General features: G+C 57.9%; 23 protein-coding genes and 1 pseudogene. 11 read left to right on the top strand and 13 right to left on the bottom strand.

What is annotated here, in order from left to right; all coding sequences use genetic code 11:
• The 11 genes and pseudogenes from ABEV74_RS19780 to ABEV74_RS19730 form a co-directional block, all read left to right on the top strand.
• Positions 1-941: phosphodiester glycosidase family protein (locus tag ABEV74_RS19780; RefSeq protein ID WP_430148787.1), on the top strand; the 941-nt coding region annotated here is incomplete at its 5' end.
• Between the two features lie 174 nt (positions 942-1,115).
• Complete coding sequence (locus ABEV74_RS19775) at positions 1,116-2,174, top strand: SIS domain-containing protein (RefSeq protein ID WP_062491009.1); 1,059 nt, start codon at positions 1,116-1,118, stop codon at positions 2,172-2,174.
• Positions 2,175-2,210: 36 nt separating this feature from the next.
• Positions 2,211-3,200, top strand: coding sequence for an ROK family protein (locus ABEV74_RS19770; RefSeq protein WP_430148785.1), 990 nt, complete (start codon positions 2,211-2,213; stop codon positions 3,198-3,200).
• 2 nt (positions 3,201-3,202) lie between these two features.
• On the top strand, positions 3,203-4,069 hold the full coding sequence (gene fba / locus ABEV74_RS19765) for a class II fructose-1,6-bisphosphate aldolase (protein WP_430148782.1): 867 nt from the start codon (positions 3,203-3,205) through the stop codon (positions 4,067-4,069).
• A gap of 6 nt (positions 4,070-4,075) precedes the next feature.
• A complete protein-coding gene (locus ABEV74_RS19760) occupies positions 4,076-5,008 on the top strand; it encodes a 1-phosphofructokinase family hexose kinase (protein WP_430148779.1) in 933 nt (310 codons plus the stop codon).
• A gap of 40 nt (positions 5,009-5,048) precedes the next feature.
• The gene (locus ABEV74_RS19755; RefSeq protein WP_430148776.1) at positions 5,049-6,704 is read left to right on the top strand and encodes a DUF4091 domain-containing protein; all 1,656 of its coding nucleotides are present in this window, start codon (positions 5,049-5,051) and stop codon (positions 6,702-6,704) included.
• Between the two features lie 460 nt (positions 6,705-7,164).
• On the top strand, positions 7,165-7,896 hold the full coding sequence (locus ABEV74_RS19750; protein ID WP_430148773.1) for a hypothetical protein: 732 nt from the start codon (positions 7,165-7,167) through the stop codon (positions 7,894-7,896).
• Between the two features lie 170 nt (positions 7,897-8,066).
• Positions 8,067-8,336 carry an RNA polymerase sigma factor gene (locus tag ABEV74_RS19745; RefSeq protein WP_430148772.1) on the top strand — a complete coding sequence of 90 codons (270 nt, stop codon included), beginning with the start codon at positions 8,067-8,069 and terminating at the stop codon, positions 8,334-8,336.
• Complete coding sequence (locus ABEV74_RS19740; protein ID WP_430148769.1) at positions 8,333-8,620, top strand: RNA polymerase sigma factor; 288 nt, start codon at positions 8,333-8,335, stop codon at positions 8,618-8,620. The genes ABEV74_RS19745 and ABEV74_RS19740 overlap by 4 nt, the downstream gene beginning before the upstream one ends.
• Before the next feature lies 1 nt (position 8,621).
• Positions 8,622-10,079, top strand: coding sequence for a DUF4179 domain-containing protein (locus ABEV74_RS19735; RefSeq protein ID WP_430148766.1), 1,458 nt, complete (start codon positions 8,622-8,624; stop codon positions 10,077-10,079).
• Between the two features lie 227 nt (positions 10,080-10,306).
• Positions 10,307-10,559: pseudogene (locus ABEV74_RS19730) on the top strand (hypothetical protein); the annotation flags it as partial.
• Here the strand turns inward: ABEV74_RS19730 and ABEV74_RS19725 are convergent.
• The 13 genes from ABEV74_RS19725 to ABEV74_RS19665 all read right to left on the bottom strand — a co-directional run bounded on the left by ABEV74_RS19725 (position 10,486) and on the right by ABEV74_RS19665 (position 22,875).
• Positions 10,486-10,692 (bottom strand): hypothetical protein, encoded by a 207-nt coding sequence (locus ABEV74_RS19725; RefSeq protein ID WP_430148764.1) that lies wholly within the window; start codon positions 10,690-10,692, stop codon positions 10,486-10,488. The pseudogene ABEV74_RS19730 and the gene ABEV74_RS19725 sit on opposite strands and share 74 nt — an antisense overlap.
• 123 nt (positions 10,693-10,815) lie before the next feature.
• On the bottom strand, positions 10,816-11,109 hold the full coding sequence (locus ABEV74_RS19720; RefSeq protein WP_145977143.1) for a hypothetical protein: 294 nt from the start codon (positions 11,107-11,109) through the stop codon (positions 10,816-10,818).
• On the bottom strand, positions 11,072-11,686 hold the full coding sequence (locus ABEV74_RS19715; protein ID WP_062490985.1) for a DUF3990 domain-containing protein: 615 nt from the start codon (positions 11,684-11,686) through the stop codon (positions 11,072-11,074). Before ABEV74_RS19715 ends, ABEV74_RS19720 begins: the two co-directional genes overlap by 38 nt.
• A 140-nt stretch (positions 11,687-11,826) precedes the next feature.
• Positions 11,827-12,198, bottom strand: coding sequence for a cytochrome o ubiquinol oxidase subunit IV (gene cyoD, locus ABEV74_RS19710; RefSeq protein WP_430148760.1), 372 nt, complete (start codon positions 12,196-12,198; stop codon positions 11,827-11,829).
• Between the two features lies 1 nt (position 12,199).
• Positions 12,200-12,805 carry a cytochrome o ubiquinol oxidase subunit III gene (gene cyoC, locus ABEV74_RS19705; RefSeq protein ID WP_062490981.1) on the bottom strand — a complete coding sequence of 202 codons (606 nt, stop codon included), beginning with the start codon at positions 12,803-12,805 and terminating at the stop codon, positions 12,200-12,202.
• Positions 12,805-14,781, bottom strand: a complete 1,977-nt coding sequence (locus tag ABEV74_RS19700) for a cbb3-type cytochrome c oxidase subunit I (RefSeq protein WP_430148757.1) — start codon at positions 14,779-14,781, stop codon at positions 12,805-12,807. Before ABEV74_RS19700 ends, cyoC begins: the two co-directional genes overlap by 1 nt.
• Before the next feature lie 22 nt (positions 14,782-14,803).
• Positions 14,804-15,805, bottom strand: coding sequence for a ubiquinol oxidase subunit II (gene cyoA / locus ABEV74_RS19695; protein WP_082655067.1), 1,002 nt, complete (start codon positions 15,803-15,805; stop codon positions 14,804-14,806).
• Between the two features lie 277 nt (positions 15,806-16,082).
• Positions 16,083-17,591, bottom strand: a complete 1,509-nt coding sequence (locus ABEV74_RS19690; RefSeq protein WP_062490977.1) for a xylulokinase — start codon at positions 17,589-17,591, stop codon at positions 16,083-16,085.
• On the bottom strand, positions 17,592-18,413 hold the full coding sequence (gene trpA / locus ABEV74_RS19685) for a tryptophan synthase subunit alpha (protein WP_430148754.1): 822 nt from the start codon (positions 18,411-18,413) through the stop codon (positions 17,592-17,594).
• Positions 18,410-19,369 (bottom strand): ABC transporter permease, encoded by a 960-nt coding sequence (locus ABEV74_RS19680; protein WP_062490973.1) that lies wholly within the window; start codon positions 19,367-19,369, stop codon positions 18,410-18,412. The genes trpA and ABEV74_RS19680 overlap by 4 nt, the downstream gene beginning before the upstream one ends.
• Positions 19,362-20,882, bottom strand: coding sequence for a sugar ABC transporter ATP-binding protein (locus ABEV74_RS19675; RefSeq protein WP_430148750.1), 1,521 nt, complete (start codon positions 20,880-20,882; stop codon positions 19,362-19,364). Before ABEV74_RS19675 ends, ABEV74_RS19680 begins: the two co-directional genes overlap by 8 nt.
• A gap of 26 nt (positions 20,883-20,908) precedes the next feature.
• Entirely contained in the window at positions 20,909-21,847 is a 939-nt protein-coding gene (locus ABEV74_RS19670; protein WP_213528281.1) for a sugar ABC transporter substrate-binding protein, read from the bottom strand.
• Positions 21,848-21,906: 59 nt separating this feature from the next.
• The gene (locus ABEV74_RS19665; protein ID WP_430148747.1) at positions 21,907-22,875 is read right to left on the bottom strand and encodes a sugar-binding transcriptional regulator; all 969 of its coding nucleotides are present in this window, start codon (positions 22,873-22,875) and stop codon (positions 21,907-21,909) included.
• Positions 22,876-23,111: the final 236 nt, after the last annotated feature.

Below are 23,111 nucleotides of genomic sequence, written 5' to 3'. Positions count from 1 at the left end.
GGCCGCCTTTCATGGCGGCCGGGCAGGCGGACCGCATCGCCTCGAAACTCGAGCAGGCTTATGAAATCGCCCGCCAGACGGCGGCTTCGATGCAAAAAACGGTCGAGCTGTACAACAAGACGAACGCCGAAGTGAGACAAGTGGTGAGGGTCTCCGCCGGCCTGGCCGGCAAGCCGGCGGCCATTTACGACCGGCGCATTACCCGCAAGCTCGGCACGCCGGTGCAGACGGTGCAGTCGGACAAGATTACCGCGCAGCTGTTTTATCTCAAGACGCATCATTTCCAAAGCTATGCGCTGAAGGTCAAGCTGAAATCTCCCGAAGCGATGACGATGGTGCTCGGCGAAGATCGGTTCGGCGGCGCGGAAACGACGTTGTCGGCGGCCCAAAGATACAATGCCGTTGCCGGCGTCAATGCCGGCGGCTTCGCCGACCGCAAGGGCGTACGCTATCCGCTCGGCACGACGATTGTAGACGGCGAGTATGCGAACGGTTTTCATCCGTCGGAGAAAGATTTGTTTGTCGTCGGCATGAACGAAGAGATGCAGCTGGTCGGCGGCAAGTTTTTCCGCAAGGAGCAGCTGGACAAGCTCAACCTTCGCTTCGGCGCTTCGTTCGTGCCTATGCTGATGAAGAACGGCTCGGCGCTGGCGATTCCGCCGAAATGGCAGACGAGCCCGAAGCGCGCGCCGCGCACCGTCATCGCCAATTACAAGGACGGCCAGCTGCTGTTCCTCGTTGCGGACGGCTACAGCGAGGACGGCCGCTCGGGGGCTACGCTCAGGGAGATGCAAATTTTGCTGGAACGGTTCGGAGCGGTCGACGCCTATAATCTGGACGGCGGCGGTTCCTCCTCGCTCGTATTCAACGGCCGGGTCGTCAACCGGCCCTCCGACGGCCAGCTGCGCAAGCTGCCGACGCATTTTCTGTTTTTCGCTTGACATGCCGGAAGGCGGCCCGATGTGGGCCGCTGTTTTTTTGCGATAAAGGCGTTCCGCGCGTACAATTATGATCAAAAAATTCAATTTATAAATTTTTGTCTCAAAAAAAGATTTAAAAAGTTGCAGGGAAGAGGTATAATCAGGGTCAAGAACATACCGTAAGGAGGGCTTTCCTTGACCGAGACGCTTGGACGCTTGACGTATCCCGAAATTACCGGCCAGCCGGAAGCGCTGGCCGCCGCGCTGCAGCAGTGCGCCGTACAATCCGATTGGATCGACCGTTATTTGGCCTCTTCCGATTACGACGAAATCATTTTTATCGGCTCCGGTTCCTCTTATTACCAATCGATGACAATGGCGGCGACCGCCAGGCTGTGGCTGAACCGTCCGGCAACCGCGCTGCCTTCTTCCGAAATTTATCTGTTCCGCCGCCAGAATGCGGTGGAAGGCCGCCGTTATTTGCTCGTCGGCGTATCACGCTCCGGAGAATCGACCGAGGTGCTGCTCGCGCTCGAATCGGTGAAAGATTTGGCCGGTTGGACGCGGTGCGGCATTACGTGCCACGAGGACAGTTCGATGGCCCGGATGGTGCCATGCCTCGTATCGCCGCTCGGCAAGGAACGAAGCACGGTCATGACGAAATCGTTCAGCAGCATGACCTATATGATGCAAGCCGCCATTGCCAAAGCGGCCGCATTGGCCGATATGGAGCAAGAGCTTGCGGCGACGGCGAAGGCGAGCCGGGACAATGTGGAGCGCGCCGATCGTTTCGCGCAGCGGCTTGCCGGCCAGGGGCCGTTCAGCCGCTACCTGTTCCTCGGCATGGGCGCCTATTACGGGCTGTCCCAGGAAGCGATGCTGAAGGTGAAAGAGATGGCTGTCGTCTGGTCGGAAAGCTTCGGCACGCTCGAATTCCGCCACGGTCCGAAATCGGTCGTGGAGCCCGGAGCGCTTATCTGCGTGCTCGTCTCCGAGAGCGCCCGGTCCTATGAGCTGAAAGTCGCCGAAGAGATGAAGCAGTACGGCGCGACCGTCGTCTTGCTGACGGCCCGCGAAGGTGCGGACACCGCGTTCGCAGACGCCGTTTTCGTGACGGGCTGCCCCGATTCGACCGATGAAGCGCGGGCGGTGCTGAACCTGCCGCCGCTGCAATATTTGGGATACTACACCGCGCTGTCGAAAGGCATCGATCCGGATTCGCCGCGCAACCTGACCCAAGTCGTCAAAATTTGACCGAAAAATCGTCTTGCCCCTATTTCGGGATTGGAGGTGGCCACCCTGAGCCGTTATATCGGATTGGATGTAGGCGGTACGAACATCGTCGGCGGCCTGCTGAACGAACGGTGCGAGCCGATCCGCACGACCCGCTGCGCGACGGAGGCGGACCGGGGTCCCGCGCATGTGCTGAACCGGATTGAAACGGTAATCAACGAAATGCGCGCCGCCGCGGGATCGCACCGGGTGGAAGCGGTCGGCATCGGCATTCCCGGTTTTGTCGATCCCGAGGCGGGCTTATCGGTGTTCGCGGGCAACCTCGGATGGCATAACGTCCCGCTCGGCGCGGAAATGGCGCGCCGCACCGGTCTTCCCGTCTTCATCGACAACGATGTCCGCATGTATATTTACGGCGAAGCGATGCGCGGAGCGGGCGAAGGCTTCGGACATGTGCTCGGCGTGACGGTCGGGACCGGGCTCGCCGCGGCCGTCGTGAACGAAGGCCGGCTTTATTACGGCGGCGCGCAGATGGCCGGCGAGCTGGGCCACATCCCGCTGCCGGGCATCGATTACACCTGCCCGTGCGGACTGACCGGCTGCGCCGAACGGATCGTCTCGGCCACCGGCATCGCCCGCCAGGCGGCGGATGCGCTGCAGGCGGGCGAAAGCAGCATATTGAGCGAACGATTCAGCCCGGAGAACGGCGCGAAGCCGACCGCGGCCGATGTCGCCGCAGCCTACGACGCCGGAGACGCACTGGCAATCCGGATCTTCGAACGGACCGGCGATTATCTCGGCCTGGCGCTCGCCTACGCGGTCACGCTGTTCAGCCCCGACATCGTCATCGTCGGCGGCGGCGTCGCCCAGGCGGGAGAGCGGCTGCTCGCTCCGGCGCGAAGACGGCTGCAGCAATCCGTCTACCGCGGGTATTGGGAGCGTCTGACGATCCGCACCGCCTCCCTGGGCGAACATGCGGGACTGATCGGCAGCGCTCTGATGGCAAGCAAGCAGCTCATGAAATCGCAACAATCGGGAGGAATGTAACGATGCCTTTGGTTTCATCGACAGCGATGCTGAACGAGGCAAGGCGCAACGGATATGCCGTCGTCGCTTTTAACGTGCATACGTTGGAAATGCTGCAAGCCGTTGCGGAGGCGGCGGAGGAAACCGAATCGCCGCTTATTATCCAGACGACGGTCGGCACGGTCAAACATCTCGGGCCGGAATACGTTGCTGCGGCGGCCACCGTAGCCGCCGACCGCAGCCGCGTGCCGATCGCCCTCCACCTCGACCACTGCACCGACTTCTCGCTGATCGTTCGCTGCATCCGGGCCGGCTATACGTCCGTCATGATCGACGCCTCGATGCATCCGTTCGAAGAGAACGTCCGCCAAACCGCGAAGGTGACGGAAATCGCCCATGCCGCGGGCGTCAACGTGGAAGCGGAGCTCGGCAAAGTCGGCGGCGTCGAAGACGATATCGTCGTCACCGAGCATGAGGCGCTGCTCGCCGATCCCGACGAATGCGCCCTCTTCCTGGAGCGCACCGGCGTCGACACGCTGGCGCCGGCCATCGGCACGGCGCACGGCATATACAAGGGTGAACCGCGCATCGATTTCGAACGTATCGCCAAAATCGCCGAGCGGGTGCCGGTGCCGCTCGTGCTGCACGGCGGATCGGGCATTCCGGAAGAGCAGGTGAAGCGCTGCGTCAGCCTCGGCATGGCCAAAATGAATGTCGCCACCGAACTGCGCATTCTGTTCTCCGACGCCATCAAGCGCGTATTCGCGGAACATCCGGAGGAGAACGATCCGCGCAAATATATGGTCCCGGCCAAGCAGGCGCTGAAGCAGGCGGCGGCCGCCAAGATGCGCCTGACCGGCGCGGCGGGCCGGGCCCGCGATTTTCGGTGATCGGCGATGATTACGACCGTAACGCTTAACGCCGCGATCGACAAGACGTACGCCCTCGACGCGCTGCGAACCGGCCGCGTGCAGCGCGTTCGCCGTGTGACGGCCGTCCCCGGCGGAAAAGGGATCAATGCGGCGCGCGTCATCTGCCAGCTCGGCGGAGACGTCGTGGCGGCCGGCGTCGTGGGCGGCTACAACGGCCAATTTATCGCGGCAAGCCTGACCGCGCAAGGAATTCCGCACGAATTGATGACGATTGAAGGCGAGTCGCGCATTTGCCTCAATGTGCTGGACGACGACGGACGATCGACGGAACTGCTCGAGCCGGGGCCGGTCTTCCCGATGGAACGGTTCGGCGAGCTCGTGTCGCTCATCGGGCGGCTCGCCGGACGCTCGCGCATCGTCGTGTTCTCCGGCAGCCTGCCGGCCGGCCTCCCGGCCGATACGTACGCCCGTCTGACCGAAGCGGCGCGGCAGGCCGGAGCGGCCGTATTCCTGGATGCCAGCGGCGCCGCTCTCGCCGAAGGACTGCGGGCGAAGCCCGACTGGATCAAGCCGAACGCCGAAGAATGGGAACAATTGTACGGCGAGGGGCCGCTGAAAGACGAGGAAGCGCTGATCGCATCGCTGCTGCGCGGAGCGGAGCGCTTCGGCGTCCGCATCGTCGTCACGCTCGGCGCGGACGGAGCGCTCGCCGCCGTCTGCGGCGAGCTGTACCGCATCCGCCCTCCGCGCATCGACGCGGTCAATCCGGTAGGCAGCGGCGATGCGTTCACCGCGGGGCTTGCGCTCGCGAGCGCACGGGGGATGCGGCTCGTGGACGGACTGCGGCTGGCGACGGCGGCCGCTGCCGCGAACGCGCTTTCCCCTTCCGCCGGCCACGTTCGCCGCGAGGATGTGGAACGGCTGCTGCCGCTCGCCGCGATCGAGCGGCTCGCCTGAAGAAGCTGGAACGAATCTCAGATCAGGGGGTAATGGGCATATGACCATTGCATTGGAAACGCGCGTGATCAGTTCGCTCGAGAAAGTTTTTCCCGATGAAGAGCTGGCGGCATCCCCTTTCCGCCAAGCGTCCGCTTTTCGCAACGAAACATTCTCGTTCCAGGTCGCTTACCGCAGCGGCCTTTTGCTGAAGCGGATGAAAGTCGAAGCCGCCGCGGCGCTTCAGGCGCCCATATCGCTGCGCGCGGTCGGCCTCGTCCCGTCGGAGATGCCCGTATATCCCGACCACGACGACAATGTCGTGCGTACGAAGCCGGGACTTTACCCGGACCCGCTGCTGCCGCCCGAGCCGAAGGAAGGCTGGATTGCTCCTCCGGGCCAATGGCGCTCCGTCTGGGTGACGGTCGAGCTTGACGGACGCGACGAACCGGGCGAATATCCGATCGAAATCCGCTTCATCGCCGAGAACGGAACGACGGTCGCGGCCGAGACGTTCACGCTCGACGTGCTGCCGGCATGGCTGCCGGAACAGCGGCTGCTGCATACGGAATGGTTTCATACGGACTGCATCGCCACCTATTACGGCGTCGACGTCTTTTCGGAGCGGCATTGGTCGCTGATCGAGTCGTTCATGAAGACGGCGGCCGGCCACGGCATCAATACGATCTACACCCCGCTGTTCACCCCTCCGCTCGATACGGATGTCGGAGGCGAGCGGCCGACGGTGCAGCTCGTGGACGTATGGCGCGAGAACGGGCGGTACCGTTTCGGGTTCGACAAGCTGAACCGGTGGCTCGATCTTGCGGAGCGAATCGGTTTCAAAGTCATTGAGTTTTCGCATCTGTATACCCAATGGGGAGCCCGTCATGCGCCGAAAATTGTGGCCGTGGAGAATGGCGAGGAGAAGCGGATATTCGGATGGGAGACCGATGCGGCCGGCCCGGAATATCGCGCCTTTCTGGAAGCGTTTTTGTCCGAGCTGCTGCCGCTCGTCCGGGAGCGCGGGCTTCAGGAGCGCTGTCTGTTCCATCTGTCGGACGAACCGTCAGGTGTGCATCTCGAAATGTACAGAAGCGTCAGCGAATGGACGAAGGAGCGGCTTGGCGGCCTGCCGACGATGGACGCGTTGTCGGACCGGAGCTTCTACGACAACGGACTCGTTCAGCATCCGGTGCCGGCGAACAATCATATCGAGCCGTTCCTGGAAGCCGGCGTGCCCGACCTGTGGACCTACTACTGCTGCTCGCAGTACAAGGACGTGTCCAACCGCTTCTTCTCGATGCCGTCGGCGCGGAACCGGATTCTCGGCTTCCAGCTGTACAAATTCCGCATCGCCGGGTTTTTGCATTGGGGCTATAATTTCTATTATTCGCAATATTCCCGTTTTCCGATCGACCCGTTCCGTGTCACCGACGCCTATTACGCGTTCCCTTCCGGCGACGCCTTCCTCGTCTACCCGGGACCGGACGGGCCGATCGAATCGATTCGCCTCGAGGTGCTGTACGAGGCGCTTCAGGACTTGCGCGCGCTGGAAGCGCTGGAGGCCGCCATCGGACGCGGCGAGACGCTGCGTCTGCTCGAGGAAGGGCTGGACGAGCCGATTGCGTTCAGCCGCTATCCGCGTGATGCGGCCTGGCTGCTCGCGAAGCGGGAGCAAATCAACCGCGCGGCGGCCGAAGCGGCGCAGCGCGCCTAGCCGTGCCGGCACCGGCCGACGCGGTGCCGGCACGGTATAAAGGAAAGCCCCGGGGGCACTCGCCTTCGGGGCTTTCCTCTGCCCCGCGGCCAATTGCGCACCTGAGGGGCTTTATTCCCTCGCTCCACTCTCGCTCCGCAGCCAATTGTACGCCTGCAGGGTCCTAGACATTTGGGGGCGGGACCAAGCGGGGCATCTTCGGCGGTCTTGACGAGAAAGAGGCTGGTTTGCTCGTCGATCTGGCGATGGAATGTTTACGCCGATGGGCAGTCTGAAGTCATCCTTGGCAAAACGTTACAAGGAAAAAGGCACCGAGCAATTATCATGACGAAGGTAAGAGGACGTACGGGGCCCGGCCCGAATGAACTCGGTTTATCGCGTGCGCCCCACCAAATGCAAAAAAACACGCTGCAGTTAGCGTGTTGCCCCGTAATAATTCGGATGATTACGGGGTATTTTTTTGGGATTTTTTTGTTACGAAAAGCCAAACGCCGGCGTCATGCATCTAATTGATGTGAAAAATCAGGAATATGGAAAGGATTGGGGATTAATGAACCGAAAAAAGATGATCATGTATGTTCTGCTGTCCATGCTTGCATTGTCAATGGGCGGCCTGTCGGCGTCGGCTGCGGCAACTGCCGGAAAAACGGCAGCCGTGGACAAAGCCATTGAAAGCATCATGAAGACGAAATTCGTTCCCGTCTATTACGAAAGAAAAACGATCGGCAAAATGAAATCCGTTTCTCAAGAGAAAGCAGATCCGCAAAAGAAAACAGACCCGCAAACGGAAGAAACCGTCGTGAAAACATGGGATAACACAGCGAAAGGCCAATATCGGGAAGAAGCAAAAAGTGCCGGAAAAACCTACTATGTGGTCAGCGATGAAAAAAAAAACCATTCACTATACCGCAGGCGAAAAACAAGCCATTGCCTATCCTTCTCCGGTAAACTCGAGTCCGATCGACGCCAAACACGTGATCAGGGATATGCAGGTTACGACAGATCTTACGCTGGTCGGAGAAGAGAATATGTTATCAAGAACCGTTTATCATTTCAAAGGCGAAGGCAAGACAGTCAAGAAAAAACTAGCTGGCGGCGGGACACGCACCGTTACTTATCCCGATATGGAAATCTGGTTGGACAAAAAAACGGGACTTTTACTAAAGTAAAAACGTCAGGATCAATATTATGATTGGGAAACAACCGTTACCAAGATCGATTTCCCCTCCAATTTTCCGACCAACACTTTTAAACTGTCGCTGCCTAAAGGGGTAAAGGTTGTAGATGCCGAAGATTAGGAAAAAAAATGAGGTTTATTCTTCATACAGCGATGGATCGCAGCCACAGGTTCAGGTGATGCAGATGAAAGAAGACAATCGGGCGACAGAAACGCCCATGAGCGACGAGGAACTGATCAGAAGAGCGCAAAAAGGCGATTACGAAAGCTATCAGGCGGTTGTTCTGAAGCTCAAGGACAAAGCTTATCATATTGCATTTTCCTATTTGCAGAACGAATCCAACAGCATGGATGCCGTCAGCGATGCGGTGGTCAAGGCCATGCTGCATTTGAAGAAATTGAAAGAACCGAAGTTTTTCTCCACCTGGTTCATTCGGATTTCATTCGGATTGTGATCAACGAGTGCAAAATCCAACTCCGGAAACAGAAGAACGCGATCAAGAACGCGAATTCATTGTACCATACGGACTTGCCGGTTACCTTCCATGATGAGGTCATGGATCTGGAGCATACGCTCGCACGATTGCCCGCCATGGAAAGGCTGCTCGTAAAAATGAGATATTACTTGGGGTACTCGTTTGAGGAAATCGCCGAGGCGACGGAACTGCCGCTCGGTACGGTGAAGTCGAAAGTATATGCCACATTGCGTCACTTGCGCGTCAAGTTGGAGGTGAAATAGGATGACGGATCAAAATAATCGTATGGAAAATGAGGAACTGGATTTATATTTCCAAAAAATGATAAGCGGGGGTGACACCCAATTAACCGGCGCCCCGCCGGAATTGGAAGCCCGGATTCGATCGGCGATCCTGGCCGCTGCCAATCGTCAACGGAAAAAAAGAATATGGTTGATAAGGGCTGCAGTTTCCGCGGCCTCCGTGATTATAATCTTGTCCGTCTTCCTGTTATCACCGACGCTGTCTTCCTACGCCAGGCAGTGGTTGAGTGCAAAGGTACCCAAGGAATGGAAACGTTTGTTTGTCGAACACCGTGGCATCGAAGGCGCAACATCGTATGACTACCGCCCGATTCCTTCTGTAACCGTCGAGAAAGATGGCATATCCATCACGTTGGAAAATATTTATCTCGAGGAAGAGAAGCTGCAATTTTATGCATCCGTATCGGGTGCAGAAGAGCAAAAAAAAGCATTCCTGATCGTATCCGGAAATTTCAAGAAGGCGGGCATGCAACAAAGCATCACCACCATCAAAGACGAGCAGGGGAATCCGTTACAAGTCATGCAAGTTGTACAACGTTTGAACGCAAAGGAAGTGCGGGATTTTCTGCGGACAAATCCGGATACTTTGACCTTCGAGGTGTTTCAGTCACCGTCGTCCGTGAACGAACGACAACAACACTTCATGGATATCGTCGTACCGTTCCATGCCTCCTCGTTTTTGGAATCAAAACGGATACGATTGGATAAGGAAGTCGCGATGGAAAAAGCGAAGATCAGGCTGGAGCAGCTCACGGTGTCGCCCACGGAGATGAAGCTCGAGTTTCAGGAACTCGTTCCGGAGGGTTTTGAGGTTGATATTCAGCATCCGGGTTCAGAGGATAAACCGTATATTCTTGGCAGCGACGGAGAAATTTATTCTTCAAACGATCTGAGCCTGAAAAACGACCTCACATTCCATCCGTCGGCCTTTTTCAAGCACGGGGAAGAGATCACGCTGCATCTGGAGAAAGTGTGGATCACGGATGTCAATGACTCGCTGGAATTTGACATTTCCCTGAATGATCCGGAAAGCTTCCCCGTAACCTTGCAGTTCCGGGACAGGACGATATCCGTCATCGGGGCGCGATATGAAAGCGGCCATCTTTATTTGGATGTGGAAATCGCCGGTTCCGCGGAGGAGCCCCCGCCTTGGAAAATGGAATACGAGCGGTACCAGGAAAAAGTGAACCGTGATCCCGAATTGTTTCAACTTTATCAGAAGAAATATAAAGTGTATTCGGGGCAGGCGTATGGACGGGCTCTTCCGAAAATCAACGCGGAAGGCGGACAGGTTCCGGGGGTGCATCAAGTCATGATGATGGCTCCGGAACAAGAGAAATATACGCTTCGCGTCTACCGTTTCGAGGATCCGGTTGCCATCAATCAAAACATTGTGATCAAAGTTCCTGAAGAACCGTGACATGCGAGCACACAGCCATGCGCGGCGCGATAAAAGAGACCGTCCGGACGGACGGTCTCTCAGACTGTCGACAAAGTCCCTTGTCGGCAGTTTTTTATACATTTTCTTTATTAATTCACCGCGTTAATACGATATATAAAGATAAGTATTTATGGCGGGAGTGATCGTTCTTGCTGCGTAAAACGGGTTATGCGAACGAACCCAGTTTCCCTCGTTTCTTTGGATCCACCATGCAGGCGATGCTTACATTTGCTGCCATGAACCTGAAGAAATTGGCGGCCTGGCTATGGAAGACAGGTCGCCCAACAGATCAACGACATGCATATTTCATCATTTTTACCACGTTCAACAAAAAACTCCGCTGTGTTGGAGCACACACGGGAGTTTGTCTTCAATCTGAAACACGCTAGACTTCGTACTCGTGCCATTGGCCGAATGTGGACAGGTTGCCCGCCTCGTCGTCCGGATGGGCGCCGATGAACAGCACGCCGAGGTCTGCGGGCAGCCTTGCCGTCGCGGCGGCCGCGGCGCCGCCGCCGAATCCGGGCCATGCGACGACGACGGCCAGCCACAATAGCAGAGCGCTTGCAGGCATTTTTCGTTTTCCAGTCATGAATCCAACTCCTTTCTTCGTGGGAAGCAGGTTTGAATCTGACTTGACTATACTAGTTGGGCGAAATTGCCGCCGGCCCGCCGCGCACAAAAACGCCCGGGCACGGCGCCCGGGCGGCAATGGTTACTGCGCGTATCGATTTTCTTCAAACTCGATCCCCGTATCCCGCAAGGCGCCGCGTTCCGCGTCCTGTATGCGGGTCAGCCATTCCTCGGGAGATACGTCCGTCTTGCGGGCAAGGTGGAGACGCTGCGCATGGTCCTCGCAATTATCGTAGCCGTCCAGACGGCGAATCACCTCGATGTAACGAATGACGAGGCTGCGGGCTTCCTGCGGTTCGTAGCCGTACAGCGATGTCAATGCTTCCGCGATCCCGCGTTCATATTGATTCAACCGTACTCTGGGCCTTATTGTCATGATAGATCCACCTCTCTCCCGTATAGACATGATACCCGATCAGACGAAGATGCTCCTCCCACTGCTCCGAAGGAAACACCACCTGATTGCCGAGGCGAAGCGCATCGAGCTTCCGTCCATTGCGCGTCCTCCTGATCCGGTCGTAAAACCAGTCGGCGTCTTTGTTCAATTGTAACGCTTCCCACATAATTTTGCCAGTGTCATTGTCGGCCATCGGTCCGATCACCAGGTCCGGATGCCGGAGGCATGGGTCGCTTCCTTTCTTATTAACCTTACGATGTTCGAAAATAAACGATGCCCATCCGGGAGAATCCGACAAAAAAATGAGCGGTTCGATGCCGGGCGGAATAGCCAACAGCTCGATGACGAGCACGCACGGCGAGGTCGCCACCAGCGATTGCTTCGCCACCCGATGCGCCCAATCGCGAGCCTGAGCGGCGGATACGGTCGTATAAAATCCTTCTCCGAAATCCCGCCCCGGACGCCAGTAACGCGAATCGAGCAGCTTCCCAAGAAAGGATTCGATATGGGCGGCGACAGTACCGTGATAGAGAAGTTGCGGCGTAATAATATCCATATGCGGCCTCCTGAACGGTTGCGTACACCCTAGTGTAGATTTCCACATTTTAGGCTGCAATTCCTTCCGGAAAGGCCAATATGAGCACAAAGACCTCCTTCCGGCCTAAGCCGGAACAGAGGTCTCCTGCTGCAGAAGGCTCAATGCGCGACCTGGTTGTAGGTCATAATCCAGATTGAGCCGGCTACGATTGTAAGCAGAATGATCAGTCCGAAAATAAGCGTCATAATGTTCCATTTGGCGTTCTCGCCTTCCTTCAGATGCATGAAGAAGAAAAGCTGAACGACAAACTGCAGCACCGCCGCCGCCAGAATGACGACGAGCGTCGCCGTCCTGCCCAGCATATCGTTCATGACGACGACAAGCGGAATGATCGTCAATATGATCGACAGAACGAAGCCGGTAACGTATGACTTGAGCGAACCGTGCCCCCCGTGGCCGCCATGTTCGCCATGTCCGCCGTTTGCGCCGTTATGAGGGACGCCTTGCGGGCGTGCGTTCGTTTGCGCCATGTTACATCACCCCCATCAAGTAGACGACGGTAAAGACGAAAATCCAGACGACGTCGAGGAAGTGCCAGTACAAGCTGAGATTTTCGACCTTGCGCTTCGTTACCGCCGTAATGCCCCGCTGTCCCAGCTGGATCATCAGGGCGATCATCCAGACGAGACCGAGCGATACGTGCAAGCCGTGCGTTCCGACAAGCGTGAAGAACGAAGAGAGGAACGCGCTCGTCGAGATCGTCGCGCCTTCATGGACAAGATGTGCGAATTCATAAACTTCCATGCCGATAAAGGTTGCGCCGAGCAGCCAGGTCACGGCCAGCCAGCCGATCAGCGCCTTCTTCAGCCCTTTGTGCATCGCCAGCACGGCCAAACCGCTCGTAAAGCTGCTCGTGAGCAGGATGAACGTTTCTGCGATAATGATCGGCAGTTGGAACAGCTCATCCGCAGTCGGTCCGCCGCTTGTATTGTTTCGCAGCACGATGTAAGTCGCAAACAGCGTCCCGAACAGAATGACGTCGGTGATGAGGAAAATCCAGAAGCCGAACGTCTTGAGCGACTCTTGATCGTGATGGTCATGATGGCCGTGTTCGCCGGTAACCGTCGATTGTGCCATTAGTTCGCCGCTCCTTTCAGTGACGCTTCCGTCCGTTTGATTTCGTCGACCGGAATGTAATAATCGTTGTCATAATTGAACGAGTGGACGAGCATGCAAATGGCGATGCCGATCAGCGAAGGAATCGCCATCCACATCCAGTCCCATACGAAGCCGAAGCCGGCGAAAAACCACAGCGTCGACTTGATGAACGGGATGGCCGAATTTTTCGGCATATGAATCGGTTCAAGCGGCGGTGCCGGCGGCAGCGCCTCCCCGTTCTTTATCTTCTCCTTCTTGACCCACCAGTCGTCCGTATCGATGACCTGCGGCAGTGTCGCAAAGTTGTAGATCGGCGCAGGCGACGGAATCGACCACTCCAGCGTGCGGCCGGTTTCCCATGCGTCGCCCGTCTCGTCGCGCTTGTGATGCTTGATGCTGTAGGCGATCTGCCACACCTGGAAGATGAAGCCGATGCCCATCAGGAAGGCGCCGATCGTCGAAACCAGGTTCAGCGGTCCCCAGCCCATGTCGAAGTCGTACGTGTACAACCGCCGGGTCATGCCGTCCAGGCCGAGCACATATTGCGGCATGAAGCAGACGTAGAAGCCGATGTTCCAGAACCAGAACGCCCACTTGCCGAGCCGCTCGTTCAGCGTAAAGCCGAACATTTTCGGCCACCAGTAGTACAGCCCGGCGAAGAAGCCGAATACCACGCCGCCGATCAGCACCTGGTGGAAGTGCGCGATCAGGAAGTAGCTGTTGTGGAACTGGAAGTCCGCCGGCGCCACCGACAGCATGACGCCGGTCATGCCGCCGACGACGAAGCACGGAATGAATGCGATCGTCCACATCATCGGCGTTGTAAACCGGATTCGTCCCTTGTACATGGTGAACAGCCAGTTGAATACCTTCACGCCCGTCGGGATGGCGATCGCCATCGTCGTTACGGCGAAGAAGGCGTTGACGTCCGCTCCCGAGCCCATCGTAAAGAAGTGGTGAACCCAGGTGAAGAACGACAGCAGGCTGATGGTCATCATCGCGAACACCATCGAATTGTAACCGAACAGCTTTTTGCGCGCGAACGTGGAAACAATTTCCGAGAAAATACCGAATGCCGGCAACACGACGATGTAGACTTCCGGGTGGCCCCACATCCAGATCAGGTTGATATACATCATCGGGTTGCCCCCGGCGTCCAGCGTGAAGAAGTGGGCGCCCGCGAAACGGTCGATGAACAGCAGCGCCAGCGTCACCGTCAAAATCGGGAAAGCAAAAATGATGATCGTACAGCTTGCGAATACCGACCAGGTGAACAGCGGCATGTTCATCAGCTTCATGCCCGGCGCGCGCATCTTCAGAATCGTCACGATAAAGTTGATGCCGGTCGCCAGGCTGCCGATACCGGATATCTGAATGCCCCAGATATAGAAGTTCTGGCCGACGCCGGGACTATGCGACAATTCCGACAGCGGCGGATAAGCGAGCCAGCCCGCGTCCGGCGAACCGCCGATGACGAACGATACGTTGAACAGCATCGCGCCCCAGAAGAACAGCCAGAAGCTGAGCGCGTTCAGGAACGGATACGCGACGTCGCGCGCACCGATCTGCAGCGGCACGACAACGTTGAACAATCCGAACATGAGCGGCATCGCCATGAACAGAATCATGATGACGCCGTGCGTCGTAAAGATTTGGTTATAATGTTCCGCATTCAAAAATTCCATATTCGGCATCGCCAGCTGCATCCGCATCAGCAGCGCGTCGACCCCGCCCCGGAACAACATCAGAATGGAGCAAATAATGTACATAATGCCGATCCGCTTATGGTCGACGGTCGTCAGCCATTCGCGCCAAAGCCAGCCCCATTTGCGGAAATAAGTCAGGACGGCCACGATGGCGATGATCGCCAGCGCTATGCTGACCTGAGCGCCGAGAATGAGCGGATCGCCGGTGACAAAAAACTCGGATGCGAATTGTTTGATCTTTTCCAGCATAATCGGGCTTCCTTTCTATCTTTTAATGTCCCGCATGATGTTCATGACTGGCGTCGGCATCCGCCGCGGGCGATGCGGCCGGCGTATCCGCCGCACCCGAACCGGCATCGCTTCCGTCATTCGCTTCATCCGGCGTCCCGTGTCCGCCATGACCGCCATGACCGCCTTCGCCTTCCACCACATACTTCGTTACGATATCGTAGAACAGCCCTTCAGGGAAAGAGGAGAACAGCAGCTTCTCCGATTTGCCGGGCTTCGCCAGCTCTTCGTAGCCTTCCAGCGTCAGGGCGGGCGCGCTGTTCTTGACGTCGCTCACCCATTCGTCGAACTCTTCCTCGGTTACCGCATGCACGTCGAACTTCATGTCCGCGAAGTGCTCGCCGCTGAAGTTCGCGCCCGAACCGTGAAAGACGCCGGTTTCGCTCGCCTTCAGATGAAGCGTCATCGCCATGCCGGACATCGAGTACATTTGGCCGCCGAGCTGCGGAATCCAGAACGAGTTCATCGGCGCATCGGACGTCAACTCGAATTTGACCGGAACGCCGGCCGGAATTTTGAGCGTATTCACCGTCGCAATGCCTTGTTCCGGATACGTGAACAGCCATTTCCAGTCGAGCGATGTCGCCTGAATCGTGATCGTCTCCCGTTCCGATTCGATCGGCTTGCTGGGCTCAAGCGCGTAAGTATAACGAACGGTAACCGTGCCCAAGATAATAATGATCACAATCGGGATGCCCCACCAGATGGTCTCCATCAAATTGTTATGCGCCCAATTGGGCCGGTAATCGGCTTTGTTTCCCGGACGGTCCCTGTACCGCCAGACGATCCAGGCGGTAAGCGCAAGTACCGGCACCAGAATAATGCCGCACAGCACCGCCGAAATGATGATCAAGTCTTTCTGATCCGAGCCGATCGGCCCTTTCGGATCCATCACCATCAGCTCGCCGCAGCCGCTTAGCAGCGCCGCCATGGCGCCGAGCAGCAGCCATGCCGAAAGACGTCGCCATTTGTTTCGTTTTTGCATGCCAAACCCTCTCCCCGTCATACCGATTGCAAAATCGATAACCGCGATGATTTTTTCTAATTCTACAATAACAAAATGCGCGCGGCTTGGGATGAGGCTTAACAAATACGACAAAGTATCGTCTTTTTTCCGCCATACTTTGTTCACGAAAATGACGAATGTCGGCATTTGGAAATGAAAAAAAGTCTCCGAAATCGCTTCAACAGCGGTTTCGGAGACTTTCCCCGTAATTCGGCTGTGCGGAACCGGCCCGGCCGCTCCGCTTCGAACGGACGGATCAGGCCATCGCAAACACCGGCGCCAACGCCGGATAAAGCCGTTTGAATTTCTCGTATTGCCGACTGTAAAACGCCGCCAGCTCCGGGTTTGGCACGAAACGTTCAAATTTGCGGCCGGCCTTCACCTTCTCGCACAGGGAGGCGTAATCGCCGCCCCATCCGAGCCGGGAAAAGCCGAGCATAGCCGCGCCGATGGAAGGGAGGAACTGGGAGTCCTCCGGCACGACCAGCTCGCACTGCAGCACATCCGCGATGATCCGGCACCACGCTTTGCTCTTGGCGCCGCCGCCGATAAGCGTCACCCGCAGTCCGCGCTCCGGCTCCGGCTTGGCTATCAGCTCCAGCACCTGGCGCACCGCCATCGCCACACCTTCCAGAACGGCTGTGCCCATCTGCTCCCTCGTCGTCGCTTCGGTCAGGCCGATGAAGCAGCCGGTTGCGTTCAAATCCTGAACCGGGCAGCGCTCCCCGTTCAGATACGGCAGGAACAGGACGCCGCTCGTTCCCCGCTCCGCCTTCTCCACCGCCTGCTCGAACTCTTTGAACGCGACCGAGGCGCTCCACGGTTTCCCGGAGCCGAATACTTCGGCCGCCCATTTGTGGGCGCTGCCGGCGTTCGTCAGCGGCGCGACGGCGATTTGCCTGCCCGGTTCCACGTAAGCCAGATTGAACGCGCCGCTCCGCACGTCCATGAAGCCGTCCGACGCGGCCGCTACCCAGCCGGTCGTGCCGATGTAGGCGTAGATTTCGCCTTCCCGGTAGACGCCCGCCCCGAGCGTAGCCGAGCCGGCGTCGCCGATGCCGCACAGCACCGGAGTTCCGGCCGCAAAACCGGAAGAGGCCGCCGCTTCCGCATGCACGGTGCCGGCCGGCTCGTCGGAACCGATAATGGCCGGCATTTTCGCCGGATCAAGCCCGTACCGCTCCAGCCACTCTCCCATCCACGTCCGCGTCCGGATATTCATGCAGCCCGTCGTCGCCGCCGACGTCGGATCGGTGACGAACGCCCCGGTCAGCCGGGCGATGACGTAATCCTTGGAGCTGATCAGGAAGGCGCGCGTTTCGTCATAGCGCTCCCGCTCATGCTCCAGCAGCCAGATCAGCTTCGGAAACGTGAGCGTCCCGTCCATATGGTTCTCGGTATAACGGATAATCGTCTCGTCCCCAAGCTCCTGCCGCAGCCGCTCCGCCTGCCGGGCGCCGCGTCCGTCGGAATAGAGGATAGCCGGACGAACGGGCTTTCCGCCGCTGTCGACCGGAATGCAATCCTGCATCTGCCCGCTGAAGGACAGCAGCGCGATATGCTGCGGCTTGATGCCCGACCGAAACCATTCCCGCGCGATCCGGACGACCGCCTCGTACCACACTTCGGGATTTTGTTCGACGAACCCGTCGGCATAATCGGGAACGACCGGGACGTTTTTCTCGAAAAAAATCGTCGCGCGCTCGTCCGCCAGCACACCTTTCACATTCGTCGTTCCGATATCGAACGCTGCAATATATTTCATTTACGTTATCCCCTCGCTTGAGGAGCGCAAAGTCTCCATCTTCATTTCGGCCACCAGCCGGTACAGGTAATCCTTCTCGCCGTTCTCGCAGCGGGCGACCAAAGCCGAGCCGACGACCGCCCCGTCGAACCCGCTGCGCACCGCCTGGCCGACACGCTGCGGCGAGCGCAGGCCGAAGCCCGCCACCAGCAGCCCGTCCGGCAGATGCTGCCTTATCCGCTCGCACAGGACGGACAAGTCTTCCACATGCGCGAGCGGATCGCCCGTCGTGCCGGCATACGATTGCGCATAGATGACGGTGGCGCCGCGGCATACTTGCCGAATGGCCGCCTCGTCCATCTCGCTGTTGACAAAGCGGACGACATCGACGCCATACGGTCCGATCCGGTCCTGGAGCGATATCAGCTCTTCCGGCGTACAGTCGGGAAGCACAAGCGCGTCCACCATACCGCCTTCGGCCAGCTTCCGGTACAGATTCGTGTCCAGCACATCGCGCTTATAGCCCATCGCCCAGATCGGAACCGACAGCCGGCGGCGGGCGGCGGTCCAGTAAGCCATGAAGCTATCTTCCGTCCCGATGCCGCCGGCCAGCGCCCGCTCGTGCCCGCGCTTGATTACGGCGCCGTCCAGCTTCGGCGAACGGCTCGGAATCCCCATCTCGACGATGTCGATGCCGGCCTCCACGCTCTCGTCGACGATCGCCAGCGATTCCGCCGGCGAAGGATCTCCGGCCACGAGATAGCCGATCAAGAGCGCTTCTCCCCGGCTCTTCGCAGTCTCCCACGCTTCCTTGTTGTTCCGGCTCAACAATGCCGCCGTCATGCGCGATCCCGACCCAGCTTCTGAATCAGAACGGCGGCGATGACGATGCAGCCGGTAATGACATCCTGCATGAACGTCGGCACATTGAGAATCGTCATGCCGTTCGCCAGAATGCCGATAATGGCTGCGCCGACGAACGTCCCCCATACGTTCGGCACGCCTTCCTTGAAGGACGTCATGCCGAGGAAAGCCGCGGCGTAAGCGGACAGGAACAGCCCGTCGCCGCCGTTCGGATGGGCCGATCCGAGACGGGACGCCATCAGAATGCCCGTCAATGTCGCCAGCATGCTGCATAAGGCGAAGGCCGCGTTCTTATTGAGAGCGACGCGAACGCCCGCGACGCGGGACGCCGATTCATTGCCCCCGATCGCATACAGCTTCCTTCCGAAAGCGGTATGCGACATGATGTACCAGAACAAAACCGTCATGAGCAGCATAATGATCGAGAGCAGCGGCACGTTGCCCCATTCGGTCTGGCCGAGGTATCGGAACGAATCCGGAATATTTTCGAACACGGTCGCCCCTCCGGTAATCCGGAAGTTGATTCCGCCGATAATCGTCCCCATCGCCAGCGTCGTAATGAAAGAAAGGACGCGAAACCTCGTCACGATCCATCCGTTCGCATAACCGATCGCCAGCGCAACGAGCATCGGCAGCAGAATCACAACAGCCAGCGGATATCCGGCAACGGCGAGCTTGGCGGCGAAGACGCCGCCGAGGCTGGCCATGGCGCCGACAGACAGGTCGAATTCCCCGACCGCCATCACCAAAGTGGCCCCCAAGGCGATAATGACGAGAAACGAGATTTGACGGCTGATATTGATGGCATTATCAATGGTAGCGAACGAGTCCGGGCTTAAAATCGAAAAAGCCAGAACGATCAGCACGCCGGCGATCAACGTGCCGTAAGAGCGGATCAGCCGGATATAAGATATATTTTTTCGAGCTTCAACCATGTTGGTGTCCACGTTCCTTTCCCTGACTGAAACAATACGCCAGCACCTGCTCCGGCGTGACGGACCGGTTGGCCAGTTCGGCTGCGATCCGGCCTTCGTGCAGCACGTAGAGCCGGTCGCTGATATCGAGCACTTCCTGCAAATCCGACGACACGAAGAGCACGGCGCAGCCTTGGTCCGCCTGATGCTTCAACAGCCGGTGAATTTCGTCGCGGGTCATAATGTCGACGGCCTGCGTCGGCTCGTCGCACAAGAACAATACCGGCGAGGACATCAGCGCCTTGGCGAATACGACCTTCTGCTGATTGCCGCCGCTAAGCTGTCCGACGGCCTGCTCAGTGCCGGACGCCTTCACGTTCATGTCCTCCATCCAGCGCTTCGTCTCGGCCTTCTCCGGCTTCTTCCGGATCTTCCAGCCGCTCGAAAATTTGCGCAGCACCGGCAGCGTCATATTTTCCCGGATCGACATTCCCATAATCAACCCGTCCCGTTTCCGCTCCTCCGGGATGAGGACGACCCCTTGGTCAAGCGACTGGCGCGGATCGGCTTCCTTCTTCCGCAGTCCGCGAATGACGATTTCGCCGCCGGATATGCGCCGCAAGCCGTATATCGCCTCCAGCAGCTCCGTCCTTCCGGCGCCGGCAAGCCCGAATATGCCGACGATTTCGCCCTGCCGGACCTGCAGGCTGACGCGATCGACCTTGCCGTCCTCCGTCGACAATTCCTTCACTTGCAGAACAGGCTCGCCGGGCGGAACGGTTCTTTCTTCCCGGTTCGTTTTTTTGTATTCGCTATTGTTCATCAGCGAGATGAGACGGTCTTTATCCGTTTCGTTCCGGTTGACCGTCGCCACGCGCTCGCCGTTGCGGAAGACGGTAATCCGGTCCGACAGCCGGAATATTTCGTCCATCCGGTGCGAGACGTACAGAATCGCCGTCCCTTGTTCCGTCAGCTTGCGGATGAGCGCAAACAGCTGTTCCGTTTCCTGGTCCGTCAGCGACGCGGTCGGCTCGTCGAGAATGAGCAGCTTGCACTCCAGCATCATGGCCCGCAAAATTTCCAGCATCGTCTTCTCGGGCGGCGACATGCGGTCCGCCGTCTTGTTCATATCGAGCCTGACGCCGTATTCTTCCATAAGCCGCGCGGCCCGCTGCCGCATCTGTTTCCAGTGAACGCCGATACCGGTTTTGCCTTTCGGATAAGGCAAGCCGAGATACAAATTTTCGTACCCGGTAAAGGACGGAATCAGGTGCCGGTCCTGATGGACGACGTTGATGCCGATACGTCTCGCGTCGCTCGGATCGGCGATGACAACGGGACTTCCCTGCCAGATGATGTCGCCGCCGTCCGGAGCGTAAACACCCGTTACGATTTTGATGAACGTCGACTTGCCGGCCCCGTTCTCTCCTACCAGCGCGTGGATTTCGCCGGGGACGATTTCAAAATCGATCCGGGACAACGCGTAATGCTGGCCGAATTTTTTGTTCAGGCCGGCGACTTTCAGAAGCGACAAGGCGAACCCTCCTTCTATGCAACCGTTTATTCCTTCGTAATCAGGCTGGCGGGCGCATACAGCTCCGTTCCTTCCACCGGCTTGCCCTGGAATACGAGATCGATCTGTTTGATGACGATTTCGGTCATGCCGACGAAATTTTGTTTGACCGTCGCGACGAGCGGCGAGCCTTTCCGAATCATCTCCACCGCCTGACTGTTGCCGTCAATGCCCGTTACGATAATATCTTTCCGTCCGGCTGCCTCGATCGCCTGCGCCGCGCCGATCGCCGCCTCGTCCCAGCCTGCCCATACCGCCGTAATCGCGCCTTCTTCCTTGTTGGACAGCAGCAGGCTTTCCATCTGCTTGCGTGAGTTCTCGATCGGTCCGGGCACTTCGACCTGCTGCTCCGTCACTTTGGCAATTCCTTTGTTGGCCGCCAGCAGTTCGTCCAGCTGCACCGTCCGGGCGAGCACCCCGGGATGCGGACGGTGAGTGAGCACGACGAGGTTGCCTTTGCCGCCCATCTGCTCGAACAAATAATTGCTGATCATTTTCGACATTTCTTTATTGTCGCTCGTCGCATTCATGGTCATGCCGTCAATGTAGCCGGAATCGGCGCCGAAGACCGGAATGTTCTTCTCTTTCGCTTTCTGAATCTGGCTTTTCAGCTGGTTCGGGTCCGTGCTGACGATCACGATGGCGTCCGTCTTGGACGAGATCGCATCCTCCATCCGGCTGGCCAGTTGCCCGACGTCTCCTTTCGTGTCGATCACATTCGCTTTCCAGCCTTTGTCCGCGGACAGCTTCTTGAGCGATTCGACCATTTCATTCGTCGTAACCGAGGAGAGGTACGGAGTCAGAATGGAAATCGTCTTGCCGCCCGATGCGCCGCCTCCTTCGCCGTTCCCTTCTTTTGACGAGCCGCAAGCGGCCAGTCCCACCGTCAATAAAAGCGCTGCCATAACCAGAATCGCCTTCTTCATCTTCTGTGAACCTCCCTTTATATATCTCCCTCTATTATCGGTCGCAGCCCGGCCCCGCTTTACGGGACAGGATGCGAACGATGCCACTCCAGCACCTTTTTCGCGGTTTCCATATCCGTCACCAGCACATTCATGCAGCGCGCTCTGAGCGCCGCGCCGATCGCTTCAATCTTGTCGCTGCCGCTAGCGATGGCCACGACGTTCGGAATGCGCCGGATATCGTCGATGTCGAGGCCGATCATTCTCGATTCCGCTTCATAGGTGACCCTCTCCCCTGCGATGTTCAGGAACGAGGTGCAAATATTGGACACTGCGCCGGACGCCCGCGCTTCGCCGATTTCGCCGCGGCTGAAGTATCCCGCCTGCACGATAGCCGATTTCTCCGATACTTGTCCGATCCCGACAAGCGCAACCGTCGCTTTTCTGGCCGTATCCAGTACATCGGATATCTCCTTCTCGTTCAGGAAGTGGCTTCTGGCCTCGCTGGAAGCGACAACCGCAGGCGCATTCAGCAGCAGGTAGCGCGATTTCAGCTTCTCCGCAAAGATGCGGGTGTTGGAATTGGCATGCCACGCGGCCCCTTCGGAGCCCCAGCCGCCGATCAGCGGAACGAATTGCACGTCCTTCTTGTTGACCGGGTTGAATTCCCGCCCGACCGAGGCGATCGTCCGGCCGGCCATAATGCCGACGATATCCCGGTCCCGAATGACGTTCTCTAGCAAAGCCGCTGCCGCGCGGGCCACCTGCATATCGATCATCGGGCGATCCGCGTCCGGGACGTGCACGACGATGACGTCTTTGATGCCGAACGTTTCCGAAATCGCACGCTCATACGTCTGTTCTTCCGAGAACGGATTCCGGATATTGATCTGCACGATGCCTTCCGCTTTCGCCGCCGCCAGCATACGGCTGATTTGCGGTCTGGAGATGCCGAGACGTTGGGAAATTTCCTGTTGGTTCATGCCGTCCATGTAGTATAGTGTGCTGATTTTCACCAACAGTCTCGTTCTCTCCTGACTCGTCTCCATATCTGGTTTACTCCTCCCCTTTTTGAACATTTGTTCATGTAAGAAATACGTTTCGTATACATATTATATAACAGTGTGGAAGCGTTATCAAGAACAAATTTTCTGTCGTGAATGTTTGTTCCCAATTATTGGGTGCTGTATAGGCGCTTCTGCGGAAAATAACAAAATCATTCTAAACGAAAGGACGATCTGGTAATATTGGTGCTATTGAAATGAACCTGAATTTCGAAAGCCCA

This window comes from Paenibacillus cisolokensis (genome assembly GCF_050481165.1).
GTDB lineage: Bacteria > Bacillota > Bacilli > Paenibacillales > Paenibacillaceae > Paenibacillus_AH > Paenibacillus_AH cisolokensis.
Note: the sequence above shows the minus strand (reverse complement) of the source record. Positions and strands in the feature narration are given on the sequence as shown.